Source organism: Verrucomicrobiota bacterium, assembly GCA_037139415.1.
In the GTDB taxonomy this organism is placed as follows: domain Bacteria; phylum Verrucomicrobiota; class Verrucomicrobiia; order Limisphaerales; family Fontisphaeraceae; genus JBAXGN01.
In genome coordinates this window covers 1-12455 of the sequence record JBAXGN010000216.1, presented here as the reverse complement: position 1 = coordinate 12455, position 12455 = coordinate 1, and the positions used below count along the sequence as shown (strand labels likewise).

The 12455-nt window shown below is 58.4% G+C and carries 11 protein-coding genes; 5 read left to right on the top strand and 6 right to left on the bottom strand.

The genetic code is table 11. The annotated features are described in order from the left end of the window. Nucleotides 1–179 precede the first annotated feature (179 nt). Nucleotides 180–770, bottom strand: a complete 591-nt coding sequence (locus WCO56_25760; protein MEI7733005.1) for a PEP-CTERM sorting domain-containing protein — start codon at nt 768–770, stop codon at nt 180–182. Nucleotides 771–1251: 481 nt separating this feature from the next. Between WCO56_25760 and WCO56_25755 the strand changes: the two genes are divergently transcribed. The 5 genes from WCO56_25755 (at nt 1252) to WCO56_25735 (ending at nt 6921) form a co-directional block, all read left to right on the top strand. Further along, a complete protein-coding gene (locus WCO56_25755; GenBank protein ID MEI7733004.1) occupies nt 1252–2694 on the top strand; it encodes a beta-galactosidase in 1443 nt (480 codons plus the stop codon). A gap of 137 nt (nt 2695–2831) precedes the next feature. After that, entirely contained in the window at nt 2832–4496 is a 1665-nt protein-coding gene (locus tag WCO56_25750; protein ID MEI7733003.1) for an NAD-dependent malic enzyme, read from the top strand. Nucleotides 4497–4628: 132 nt separating this feature from the next. After that, a complete protein-coding gene (locus tag WCO56_25745) occupies nt 4629–5474 on the top strand; it encodes an ABC transporter permease (GenBank protein ID MEI7733002.1) in 846 nt (281 codons plus the stop codon). Next, nucleotides 5471–6154, top strand: coding sequence for an ATP-binding cassette domain-containing protein (locus tag WCO56_25740; GenBank protein ID MEI7733001.1), 684 nt, complete (start codon nt 5471–5473; stop codon nt 6152–6154). The genes WCO56_25745 and WCO56_25740 overlap by 4 nt, the downstream gene beginning before the upstream one ends. A 14-nt stretch (nt 6155–6168) precedes the next feature. Further along, nucleotides 6169–6921, top strand: a complete 753-nt coding sequence (locus WCO56_25735; GenBank protein MEI7733000.1) for a HesA/MoeB/ThiF family protein — start codon at nt 6169–6171, stop codon at nt 6919–6921. Between the two features lie 3 nt (nt 6922–6924). Here the strand turns inward: WCO56_25735 and WCO56_25730 are convergent, their stop codons facing one another. The 5 genes from WCO56_25730 to WCO56_25710 all read right to left on the bottom strand — a co-directional run. After that, the gene (locus WCO56_25730; GenBank protein ID MEI7732999.1) at nt 6925–7551 is read right to left on the bottom strand and encodes an isoprenylcysteine carboxylmethyltransferase family protein; all 627 of its coding nucleotides are present in this window, start codon (nt 7549–7551) and stop codon (nt 6925–6927) included. Nucleotides 7552–7593: 42 nt separating this feature from the next. Beyond that, nucleotides 7594–8064, bottom strand: coding sequence for an NUDIX domain-containing protein (locus WCO56_25725; protein ID MEI7732998.1), 471 nt, complete (start codon nt 8062–8064; stop codon nt 7594–7596). A gap of 7 nt (nt 8065–8071) precedes the next feature. Beyond that, nucleotides 8072–9946: a 4Fe-4S ferredoxin gene (locus WCO56_25720; GenBank protein MEI7732997.1), complete on the bottom strand. Its 1875-nt coding sequence runs from the start codon at nt 9944–9946 to the stop codon at nt 8072–8074. 9 nt (nt 9947–9955) lie between these two features. After that, complete coding sequence (locus tag WCO56_25715; protein ID MEI7732996.1) at nt 9956–12127, bottom strand: acyl-CoA dehydrogenase family protein; 2172 nt, start codon at nt 12125–12127, stop codon at nt 9956–9958. Nucleotides 12128–12254: 127 nt separating this feature from the next. Then, on the bottom strand, nt 12255–12455 hold a 201-nt coding region (locus tag WCO56_25710; GenBank protein ID MEI7732995.1), incomplete at its 5' end, for a hypothetical protein.

Sequence of the window (12455 nt, the reverse complement as noted above, 5' to 3'; positions counted from 1 at the left end):
AATCAGTAATCAGTAATCAGTAATCAGTAATCAGTAATCAGTAATCAGTAATCAGTGATCAGTAATCAGTAATCAGTGATCAGTAATCAGTAATCAGTAATCAGTAATCAGAAAAAAAACTTCCCCAGCGGAGTGACCCGGCTGGGGAAGTTTTGCAGCAGAAAGCGAGGGCAATTCGTTCAAGCCTGGCGGCGGCGGGCGAAGAACATACCGACCAGGGCCAGGCCGCCCAAGGCATACGTCGAAGGCTCCGGCACGGAGGCAGAGGTCGCGTTAGCAACCACATTGCCAATGCCCGAAGAAATATCAATATTCCCCCCGGCAGGGTCGTAAACGAAGGCAGAGATTTTCGGCGTGGCGCTGGAGAAATCGAACTGCGCAATGGCATCACAACCGCTGCCAGTAGCGTAGAAACAAAGATAGTTGTCGGCAGACGCCTCTGTTCCAGAGGTGAACGAACTCCCGTTATTTAAAGGGAGTCCGTTGAGTTGGTAGGTACTGGAAAAACTGCCAAAAGCCGTGGTGGAACCCCGCACGATCCAATTGCCGGCCCACTGTCCCCCAGTAATCGTCCGCCCGACACCAAAATCCGCTTTAGGGGGACTGCTGATAGTAAGCGTATAGCTGAAGGGGGTGCTGTTGATGATACCGCTAGCGGTTAGTCCATCCCCTGAGATGTCCCCGGTTATAATGAGTTGGGGTCCGGCAGAGGCCGCCAAGGCGGACATGAGGGCACCAGTACAGGCCAATAGTTTGATTGAATTTTTCATGAGTTTCTTTTATTTGTTACGGTTCTGTTTAATCGATCGTGCGCAGCTTAACAAGCCTGAGTGTGGGGGGCAAGTTATTAATGACTATTTTTTGACGTTTAACTACCTAAGCGCTTAACCCTGGTCTGGCCGCGACGGCGTTGTTTCGCGGGCGCGCATTCCCGGTTTTTGCGCTGGCACTTGCCCGTCACAATCGGTACAACCTCAGTGTGATTTCGCCAGCCAAGCCACCGGTCCGCCGGTTGCGGGATTTGTCCCCGCAACCATGGCAATCAGGCATCGCCGCCTGGTTGGGCGGGTGGGTTGATCGAAGATCGCTTTGGCGAGCCGCAAGCGCCATGCTAACTACAGAAATTCATTTATGAAAACACATACCGCAAACACAACGAAATGTCCTGGACGCTCAATTTCGTCTGGGGCACTCATCGTGCGGACTTCCGCACCGGCTGCAAATTGGAGTGCCGATACTCTGGCTTGGCTTATGGCCGCGGCCTTCGGGTTGGCAACCGCCGTGTCGGCCCAGGTCATTGACACCTCCGAGACGCGGGTGCAAACCACGCTTAATCCCGGCCTCAAACGCATCGGTACCCTTACCCCGCGCAGCGTGGGCGAGATCACCGGCCAGAATTGGGCCTTGGGCTGTGAGACGCTCGACCGCGCCTTTACCAGCTACGATTCATACAGAGATTATCTGGTACCCTTGGGTATCAAAAAAATTCGCCTCCAGGGTGGTTGGGCCACCACTGAACGTGAGAAGGGTAAATACGACTGGCGCTGGCTGGATCGTGTCATTGACGATGCCCGCAGTCGCGGTCTGGAAATCTTTCTGGAAACCAACTACGGCAACCCGATTTATGCCGGGGGTGGCGGCCGTGGACTGTCCGGTGGGTTCCCGACCTCCGATGAAGCCTGGGCTGCCTGGGATAAGTGGGTGGAGGCCATGGCCATTCGGTACAAGGGAAAAGTACGCGATTGGGAAATGTGGAATGAACCGGATGGCAACAAGACACATACGCCCGAGATGGTTGCCGATATCAATATTCGCACCGCCGAAATCATCAAACGCATAATCCCCGAGGCGCGCATTGCCGGCGGTGTGCTGTGCGGACCCAGACCGGATTTCACTGAGGGATGGCTCAAGCGGATCACCGAACTGAAAAAGGAGTCGCTCTTTACGTGGTTCATTTATCATGGCTATACGCGCAATCCCGATCAGGGACATTATGAGAACGTGGAAAAACTCAAAGTGCTGTTCCAGAAATATGCGCCAAACATCAAACTGTGGCAGGGTGAGGCCGGCACGCAATCGGAATATTGCCTTGGCGGCGCGCTGTGCAAGTATCCGTGGACCGAGCTGACCCAGGCCAAATGGCAGGTCCGCCGCATGTTGGGCGACTTGGGGCATGACGTCGAGTCGCTGATCTTTTCCATTGCCGATCTGGATTATAACCGTTGGGAAGGCTACCGGTTGGGCGATATGGACCGTTACGGTTTGGTGAAGACCGATAAGCAGTACCGTCTGCTCAAGGTGAAGATCGCCTATTATGCGGTGCAAAACGTGGTCGCTGTGTTTGACGACACCTTGACGCGGGTGCCGGATTATCCATGCGAAGTCCAGTGCGCTCAGGCGACTGCCTTTTATGCTTATAAACATAAACCGACCGGCCAGTCGTTACTGGTATTTTGGGACAAGAGCGGAGTGCCATCCAACACGAACGAGACCGTGGGCGCGACCTTCACGATTGCCAAGGGTAGCTTCACCGAGCCGGTCTGGGTGGACACAATCACCGGTGGCATCCATGAAATCCCGGCGGAGAAAATTATGACGGATGGTGAAAAAGTGGTCTTCAAAGATATCCCGGTTTATGACGCTCCAGTGTTGATTGGCGACAAACGTCTTTTCCTGAAAACGGTGACTCCATGACCAGAAACTCCACCTCACCAGTATTTCTTAACTTTGTTCACGAATTTTCTGGAAGTCCTTTCCAGAGTATGCACTATTAGTGTTCCAGATAGATGCCTGAATTAAAGGCAAAAATCCTTAATATGATTAAAGCTAATATGGACACAAATACGCCCACTGGCGCGCGCAAGAAACTACGCGGGTTGCCGCGTGGCACAGCTATTCTCAATAACCCCCTGTACAACAAAGGCACGGCGTTCACCGATGAGGAACGCGACGCCCTCGGCTTGCGCGGCTTGCTGCCGCCCCGGGTGTTTTCCCAAGAGGAACAGGTCAACCGGATTCTCAGCAACTTCCGCAAGAAACCGAATGACTTGGAACGGTACGTGCAGCTTATTGCGTTGCAAGACCGCAACGAAGCGCTCTTTTACCGGGTGGTCATGGACAACATGGATGAAATGATGCCGATCATCTACACCCCGACGGTAGGCCAGGCCTGCCAGCAATACGGCGACATTTTACGGCGCCCCCGCGGGTTGTACCTTTCGCCCCGGGATCGCGGGCAATTTGCCAAGATCATGGAGAACTGGCCGCATGACGATGTCCGAATCACGGTGGTGACGGATGGCGAGCGCATTCTGGGCCTTGGCGATCTGGGCACCTTCGGCATGGGCATCCCGGTGGGCAAGCTCTCGTTGTACACCGCCTGCGCCGGCATCCGCCCGGAGTATTGCATGCCGGTGACGCTGGACGTGGGCACGGAAAACGAGACCTTGCTCAAGGAACCGCTTTACACGGGCTTGCGCCAACCCCGGTTGCGCGGCGCGGCTTATGACGAGTTGGTGGATGAATTCATCACGGCCTTTCAGGCACGGTACCCCAAGGCGCTCATCCAGTTCGAAGATTTTGCCAACCAAAACGCCTTCCGGTTGCTGCATAAGTACCAGGAAAAGGCCTGCACCTTCAACGATGATATTCAAGGCACGGCGTCTGTGGCGCTGGCCGGGGTGTACTCCGCTCTGCGCATGATGTGCCGCAAGTTGCAGGATCAGACCATCCTGTTCCTCGGCGCGGGTGAGGCTGGCATCGGCATTGGCGACCTGATTGTCTCGGCGATGGTGGACGGCGGGATGCCGGTGGAAGAAGCCCGGAAGCATTGTTGGTTCATTGATTCGCAAGGCTTGGTGGTGAAGAGTCGGACCAACTTGGCGGAGCACAAATTGCACTATGCCCATGAGTTTCCGGCCTGCCCGGATTTGCTGAGTGCCATTGCCACGTTGAAACCCACCATCCTGGTCGGGGTTTCCGGCATGCCGCGTACCTTCACGCAACCGGTCGTGGAATTGATGGCCAAAAACAACGAGCGCCCGGTCATTTTTGCGCTGTCCAATCCCACCTCCAAGGCGGAATGCACCGCCACCGAGGCCTACACCTGGTCCCAAGGCCGCGCCATCTACGCCAGCGGTAGCCCGTTTGCGCCGGTCACTTATGAAGGCCGCACGTTTGTGCCCGGTCAGGGCAATAACGCGTATATCTTCCCGGGCGTTGGCCTGGGCGTGATTGCGTGCGAATCGAAGCACGTCACGAACAGCATGTTCTCCATTGCGGCTCGTACACTGGCCAATCAGGTGATGGATAGCGATTTCGAATTAGGCCGAATTTACCCCTCCTTGAAACGCATCCGTGAAGTTTCCGAGGCGATTGCCGTAGCGGTGGCGGAAGAAGCCTACCGGCTGAACCTGGCCCGCAAACGTCGGCCCAGGGATTTGCCGGCCCTGATCAAATCCCAGATGTACGATCCCCGGTATTCCAGTTATCTCTAAACCAGACTGGGGTTTCCCGCAGTTTTGACCGCCCTCTTCCCGTGGACCGGGAAGGGGGCTTTTTCTCTGCAATTCAAGCGGGCCATTTTGCCTTTTGTATTTTCCCGCGAATGTCGTTAAGCTTCCTGGCAGGTGAGTTTAGAATCCGCCAAAGACTGCGCGCTACGCCCCAACCGTTCGAGGGCGGACTGGCCGTTTGTCGCCGGCTTGTGCGTGATTGGCGGATGCTATGCGGGTCTGATTGTGGCCATGATTCTGGCCGACCTGGCCTTTACCACGCCCGGCCATCTGCTGGCCGCGCTGCGCAATGAAAATATTCGCTTTGCCATTCAACTGAGTCTCATCAGTTGCAGCATTACCACGGTGCTTTCCCTCTGGGTGGCGGTGCCGCTGGGGTACCTGATGTCGCGCCATCGCTTCCCCGGGCGTGGCTTGCTGGATGCTGTCCTGGATATTCCCATCGTCTTGCCGCCGCTGGTGATTGGGTTGAGCTTGTTGATCCTCATGCAGACCGCGCCGGGTCGTGCCTTGGAGAAGCTCATCCCGGTGACGTACGCGGTGCCAGCCGTGATTCTGGCGCAATTCTCCGTGGCGTGCGCGTTTGCGGTACGCACCATGCGAGTCAGCTTTGATCAGATTAACCCGCGCAGCGAACAGGTCGCGCTCACCCTCGGGTGCTCGCGGCATCAGGCCTTCTGGCGGGTAACCATCCCGGAAGCGCGTCGCGGAATTCTCACTGCGGCGACGTTGGCCTGGGCGCGTTCCTTGGGCGAATTTGGTCCCATCCTGGTGTTTGCCGGGGCGACTCGCATGAAGACCGAGGTGCTCTCCACCACGGTCTTTCTCGAACTCAGCATCGGCAACCTGGAAGCGGCGGTGGCGGTATCGTTGTTGATGATCGGTGCGGCGGGCGTGGTGCTGCTGCTGGTTCGCTGGCTCGGCTCCGATGCCACCTTTGGAAAGGGGCTGGAACCATGATCCAAGTGCAACGCCTCTCGCTGCGCGCCGGACAATTCCAATTGCGCGATCTCAGCTTTGAAGTGCCTGCCGGCGCCTACGCCGTACTCATGGGCAAGACTGGCTCTGGCAAAACCACGATCCTCGAAGCCCTTTGCGGTCTGCGCCCGATCCAGTCCGGCCAGATTCTGCTGGATGGTCGTGATGTGACCAGCCTTGCGCCTGGTGCGCGGGGCATTGGTTACGTGCCGCAGGATCGCGCCCTGTTTCAAACGATGACCGTGTTCGACAACCTCGCCTTTGGGCTCGTGGTGCGCCGCTGGTCGCCGGCGGACATCGCCCGGCGCGTCGAAGAATTGGCCGCCCTGCTTGACATCCAGCCGCTGCTTCAGCGCAAGCCGGAGGGCTTAAGCGGCGGCGAAGCGCAACGGGTCGCCTTGGGACGCGCGCTGGCCATCCGGCCCGGCATCCTCTGCCTGGACGAACCGCTGAGCGCGCTCGACGACGATACGCGCGCTGAAATGTATCAACTGCTTAAATCCGTGAAACGCCTGAATACAGTCTCCGTCCTGCATGTCACCCATCATCTGGGCGAAGCGGCGGAACTGGCGGACCGTGTGCTCAAACTGGATCAGGGAACGATCAAGGAATCCGTGATCAATCACCCGCCTCCCGATACCAGGATAAATAACAGTCATTAACATCCATCCGCGCTATGCCCAACCTCCCGCCACTGACGCCTGAAGAATCAGCCATCTACGAATGGCAGATGTGGGTGGATGGCTTTGGCGAGACCGGTCAGCGCAAGCTGAAAGCTGCGTCCGTCCTCATCTCGCGCTGTGGTGGCGTGGGCGGTGCGGTGGCGTACCAATTGGCGGCTGCCGGCGTGGGGCGTCTCGTGCTGGCGCACGGCGGCAATCTCGCGCCCGGAGATTTGAACCGTCAGTTATTGATGACGCACGATTGGCTCGGCAAACCGCGCGTCGAATCCGCCGCCCGCCGATTGCGCGAGCTGAACCCGCGCCTCGACATCGTGGCGGTGCCGGAAAATGTGACGGATGCCAATGCCGCGAACCTGGTGGGAATGGCGGATGTGGTGGTGGATTGTGCGCCACTGTTTGAAGAGCGTTTCCGACTGAATCGCGAAGTGGTGCGCCAACATAAACCGATGGTAGAATGCGCCATGTTCGAGTTGAACGCCACCCTGACAACCTTCCTCCCTGGCCAAACTCCGTGCCTCGCCTGCCTGGCCCCGGAGAAACCGGCCTGGTGGAAACGGCAATTTCCGGTCTTTGGCGCGGTCTCTGGCTCCATCGGCTCGCTCGCCGCTTTGGAAGTGATCAAACATCTGACCGGCTTGGGTGAAACCCTGGCCGGACGATTGCTCACCTGCGACTTCAAGACGATGCAGTTCCGCACCGTGAACATTCGCCGCGACCCGCACTGCCCGGTGTGCGGCGGCGCTTAGGCGTCACCATATTTGGTAATATGCGGGAAGCCATCCGGCCCGGTGTAAATGTTCGATCACTCCAATGAGGGGATAAACCAGCACAAACCACATGGCATCGAACATGGCTTTGCGATACAAACGGGTGGTGAAGGCATAGGTCTCCGGTTCCTGATAACCTGAAAACTTTGGGATGAAGCTGGGCACCTTTTTGCAATACTCCTCGAAGACTGCGCCGTGCAGTTTGAGCAATTTGCGCTCTTCCAGCACAATGACGGTGGGATAATAAAAGGCGAACAGCAGAATAACCAAGGCGACCACGGTCAGCATCTGGGTGGACATCGCAATCCCTAGGATGCCGATGAAACTGAACAGGTACAGCGGGTTCCGGGCAATCGAGTACGGCCCCGACGTGATCAGGCGCTCGGTCTTGTAGCCTGAGATGAACAAAGTGCACCAGAGGCGGCCAAAGGCCCCGGCCACGATCAGCACAATTCCGGTCATCTTGAGGGCAAAAGCCAGGGTGCCGTCTTTCGGCCAGCAGGATTCGTTCAGCAACAGCAATGCGGCGGCAAACACGGCGACTACGCGCGTGGTTACGATGCGGAATCCCGCCACCAGCTTCTCCCATGTCGTTTTATATTCAGCCATGCGGCGGAGATGATACGTCGCTTTTGTGTCGGAAAACAAATGCTATTTCTGAGGCCAGGCAGAAATCTCTTCAATCGCCTTGCGGCAATACCATTTGACCGCGTTGCTCATCGGGGGATGCAAGTGGTCCAGCTCCTGGCTGGTGTACCACCCGATATCGTGGTGTTCCTCCGTGGCCAGCGTCACCTTGCCGCTCTTGGGACGCGCCCAGTAGATCATGCCGATGTGTTCGTGGGTGTCGGAGATTCGGTGAATGTCCAGAAAACGCGGCGCGATGAGCGCACGGGTGCCGGGTTCGGTGGTCGGTGGTCGTTCGCCCAGCAGTTCCACCTCCAGGCCGCTTTCTTCGCGGGCTTCGCGCAAGGCAGCGATCTCCGGGTCTTCATCCAATTCAATATGGCCGCCCAAAGGCAGCCATTTGTCCAGACGCCGATGGTGAATCAGCAGGATTTTGCCGTTGTGGACCACGAAAATGGCCGACGTGAAGTCTATCTTCTCGTGGATGTGCGCCATGGATGGCCTAGTTCTCGGCGGAATGCAGGCCGCCCGTGCTGGCGCGGAAGGCAACCACGCTGCGTTCCGCGTCTTGCGGGTTGCCGTTGGCGCAATTCCAGAGGCAAGCGCCGCAATGCACGCATTTTTCCCGGTCAAACGCCGGAACGCCGCCCGTTCCGGGCGCAATGGCCTGACCGGAACACAGCTCAATGCAAATCTTCGTGCCGCACTGTTCGCAGAGCTTCGGGTAAAGGAAATTCACGTGATCGGCATAGCCGTGCGGCGCCTGCACTTTGCCGCCGAGCAACAGCGCATCCTGATGTGTCATCAGCAACTGGCCGTCATACGGGATGCTGGGCCAGCCAACTTTGTCCATCAACGCGCCATATATCGAAATTCCCTTGGTGTTACACTCCTGGCGAATGCGCGCGATCTCATCAGGCGTCACCCGCCCGTGGAAATATTCCTCCAGCGAGGGAACGCGTTGATGCGGCGGCACAGTTTTGCCGCCCAGATTGATTTTCCCATGGGTTAATCCGCTGATGCCCATGCCCAACATGCCGGTGACCACGCCGCGCTGGAAGCCGTCGCGGGACTTCTCCGCCTCGAGCGCTTCCTGCTCCACCCAACTTTCCCGGCGCCGCTTGACGTAGGTTTTTTCCAGGTTTTCCTTCGTGAACGGCTGCTTGTTTTTGAGCAACTCCAGCACGCCTTCGGCCAATTGCACGCCGGTGGTCCACGCTTCATCCACGCCGGAGTTGAGCAGCACGTTGGTGCTGCCGGAACCTTCGCCAATGCGCGCAAACCCGTCGCCCGCCAGATGCGGTTTTCCGCGACGCCCCGATTCCTGCAATGACTTTGCGCCCCAGGATCGCAGTTTTCCGCCCTTCAGATAACGCCACAAGTACGGGTGCATCATCCAATGCTGCAAATACCGGTACGTATTGCGGATCGGGCTGTCGAACCACGACGGCACGAATATACCCAGCGACACCACGCGGCCAGGATGCACGTAAAAGAACCCGAAAATCTCCGGCTCCGGAAAACCAAACGTGTGAAACACCGTGCCAGGCTTCAAATCCACGCCCTCGGGCAGATCCACCACCATCTTCATGCCCACCGCCCAGTCGTGCGTGTGATGTCCCTCGGGCACACCCAGCGTTTCGTCCAACTGCTGCCCGATTGCGCCCACCGGACCGTCGCCCACCACGGTCAAACCCGCATGGACGTTCATGCCGGGCATGAATCCATCCGACGGTTTTCCTTGTTTGTCCGTGCCCTGATCCATCAGTTGTACGCCGACGACTTTTTTGTCCTCGATCAGCGCTTTGGCCACGGGCGTACTCGGCCAGATCTGCACCGTACCCGTGCCTAACAACTGCGAACCGACCCATTGATTGAATTGTCCCAGTGATAACACCAGCCCATTGGACTTATGCAAGAACGCCGGCGTCCAGGGCAGGTTCATCGCGTCGTGTTCCACGGGCAGAATGCCTTTGAAGGCGCGAATCAGCTTATCGGAAAAGCGAAGCAGGCCGGAGCGGCGGCTCGCCCCGACGGGATCCAGCAGATAAATCACCTTTTCCCCCGTCACCGGGGTTGCCATGGGGATCTGCGACGGATCGAGGTTGGGAAAACTCTTTCGCAACCCCAGCGCGCGGGTGACGACGCCCGAAACCCCGAACCCGATGTCGTCCGCCCGCTCATAGCACATCACTTGCAGCGGCATGCCCGGGTTGGTCGGGCTTTCGATCGCCGGCGTTCCGTCTTCCTTCATCAACTGCCGCGATAACGTGGTGAGGAACCCGCCCGTGGCCGGGCCAAATCCCACGCACACGATGTCCACGTCCATTCGCTGCCGTTCCACGGCCGACGGGGCCTCACTGGGAGAGGTTGTCATGACAACAAATTACACTGGATAATCCAGCGCTTCGGGAATCATCACCTTCGTCAGCGCTTCCGCCGCGCGATCCTTCGCCAAACGGGAGCCCGTGAGGCAACCGTCCAGCTTCATGCGCAGATGCGAGAACGTCTCCAGCCCTTCGAAGCACGCGCAAGGCCCGGCCTTGAACGGATGCGCTTCATTCGCCTGCCGCACCTGGCCGCTGCCGCCCGCGCCGCTCGCGAAGCCGGGGATGACGCCTTCCAGCGCATCGAGTTCTTCCGTGACGTAGCACGCACTGCAGCTTTCCGCCGTCCAGGCCGGATGCCGGTTGTAACCATAAACCAATTCCGAGCAGATGCGCGCCACTTCGCCCGCCGCCCGGGCGGCTTGCGTATGGCACAGGTCGAACATGAAGTTCAGCGTGCCTTGCAGGCCGGCGGCAACCGTCGGGTTCTGCGGCCCCTTGGCTTCCAACTCCAGCACATCCATGACAAAGCAGCGGGTCGCCAGCAACCAGCACAGCGCATCCGCCAGCGGGAACGTGACACCATGGCGATTGCTGCTGTACAACTTCGTTCCGTCAGCGTCCTTGGCGTTTTGCAGGTAGTTCAAGGTCCACGCCCAAAGCTGCATGGCCGAGGCGAGCGTGCAAGCGCCGGTTCCGGGCTTGTTCGAGGCGATCTGGCGCATCTCCTTGATGTATTGTTGGAACTGCGCGAGGAATACCTCGTTCGTCATCGTGATGGACATCTGCCGGCGTTGCACAGCTTCCGGCCCTTCGTACGTTGCCTCAAGCTGCGCATCCATCCACTTGTGGCCAAGGAATCCGGGGCAATCCTCAGTGATGCCATAACCGCCCATCAAACTAACCGCTTCGCGCATCATGTTCGCGCCGTAACCGGTATTCCACAATTTGCAACCGGGGCAATACACATTGGCCAGCGCATCCAGCCAGACGTACTGCACCATCGTGTCATTCTTCAGCGCCTCGTAGCGGGCCTGGTCGCGCTTCTCCGGTGCCTGTCCTTCCAGTGTGATAAATTCAATGGCATCCTTGCCCAACTTGGCCATGGCCTTCATCTGCGAGCGTCCGCCTACGATATTGTTCGCCTTAAAATACTCGTCCTTCTTGCGTTCCAGCGGATCGAGCACATCAAATATGCGGGCCGCCTCGAAACCCAGCGACGCGCTCGCTTCACCCGTGGACCACACATCCACCAGGCGCTGCACGACGTCCTGCTTGGTTTGCAGACCCAGATCATAACGCGGCGAACCGGGCGCCCCGGCCTCGCCGCCCCGGAAACGCGTGCGCTGATACCGGATCACCGGCTCCACCGCCGAGAGTAACTTCGCCGAAGTCATGATCCCGACCGTTACGCGCGTGCGGCGGAACACCGCCTCAATGATTTCCCCGTGACTGTACTTCGGAATGATCACGCCGTCCTTCACCGTGTACCCGCCGATGATGCGGCTGGCCGGCACCTTCAGGCTGAACACCGGATCGCGCGTCGAAGACAACTGATGCACCAGCTTGCGCGTCGGCACGCCGCGATCAAAGATGCCCTCGTCGCTCTGCTCCAGGATAATCATGCAGCTACCCTTAATGCGTGGGTCGGCAGAATCCACCGCCGCCGTGACAATATTGGCAAACCCCATGTTCGTGATGAACCGGCCGCGCTTATCCACGTGCAGGATCGGCTCCTTGCCTTCCGTCCACTCCGCCACGCGCAACTTGCCGCCGAGCGTGCCGGTTTCCACGCCCACATAGGGCAGTGGCTCCGTCAGCGCAAACGCGGCGCGCCACGGCTTGCGGTCCTCGCCGGGCTTGGGCGGGGCGCACTTGCTCATATAATACAACTTCTGCTCCGGCGTGCCGCGCTCATGGATGGGCGAAAGCCCCAGGTTGCTGGCCAGGCTGCCGGTGGCCGCCCCCGCGTCCACCCACGCCAGCTCATACGCCATCAACGCCAGCGCCAGATTCTTCGGTCCCTCGATAAAGCCGCCTTCCTCCGGGTCCAGATACGCCGCCGTGATGCCCGCCGCATCAAACACTGCCAGCAAATCATTCTTCTCCGTGCTCCACTCGTGGGTGTTGCGCCCACCGTTGGCGACGAGCCGCGCCACGGGGCCGCGGGCCACCTGCCGCGTGGATTGCACCAACATCGCCAGATCATAGCGCTCCGCAAACCGCCACATGATCTGCCGCACATCATCCCCCGGCAGCGTTTGCAGGGTTGCTTCAGCCGTATTTTGCACGTTATTTTCCATAAGTATTCTCGTTACGCACTATTAAGTTCGCCGGGAGATTAGTATGAGGCGGGATTCATTGCAAGCGGCAGAAATAGCGATCCGTCAGTTGGTAATATGCCGTATTCTCCCCGTGCCCCCCTTGCAGGTTCATGGGTTCAAAGAGCGAAATTCGGTTGATCGGGGAAGTCATTTCCTTGTTATAATTTTTCTGCCATGCTTGGCTTCCCATTTTTCTGGTGCAGCCTTCGATCTTTGACAGGCCAGCGGGTGCAAG

Excerpts from the sequence above, each read along its gene's own strand:
- WCO56_25715 (MEI7732996.1), bottom strand. The coding sequence starts at position 12,127 with ATGTGGCGGTTTGCGGAGCGCTATGATCTGGCGATGTTGGTGCAATCC.
- WCO56_25740 (MEI7733001.1), top strand. The coding sequence starts at position 5,471 with ATGATCCAAGTGCAACGCCTCTCGCTGCGCGCCGGACAATTCCAATTG.
- WCO56_25720 (MEI7732997.1), bottom strand. The coding sequence starts at position 9,946 with ATGACAACCTCTCCCAGTGAGGCCCCGTCGGCCGTGGAACGGCAGCGA.
- WCO56_25755 (MEI7733004.1), top strand. The coding sequence starts at position 1,252 with ATGGCCGCGGCCTTCGGGTTGGCAACCGCCGTGTCGGCCCAGGTCATT.
- WCO56_25760 (MEI7733005.1), bottom strand. The coding sequence starts at position 770 with ATGAAAAATTCAATCAAACTATTGGCCTGTACTGGTGCCCTCATGTCC.
- WCO56_25725 (MEI7732998.1), bottom strand. The coding sequence starts at position 8,064 with ATGGCGCACATCCACGAGAAGATAGACTTCACGTCGGCCATTTTCGTG.
- WCO56_25730 (MEI7732999.1), bottom strand. The coding sequence starts at position 7,551 with ATGGCTGAATATAAAACGACATGGGAGAAGCTGGTGGCGGGATTCCGC.
- WCO56_25735 (MEI7733000.1), top strand. The coding sequence starts at position 6,169 with ATGCCCAACCTCCCGCCACTGACGCCTGAAGAATCAGCCATCTACGAA.
- WCO56_25750 (MEI7733003.1), top strand. The coding sequence starts at position 2,832 with ATGGACACAAATACGCCCACTGGCGCGCGCAAGAAACTACGCGGGTTG.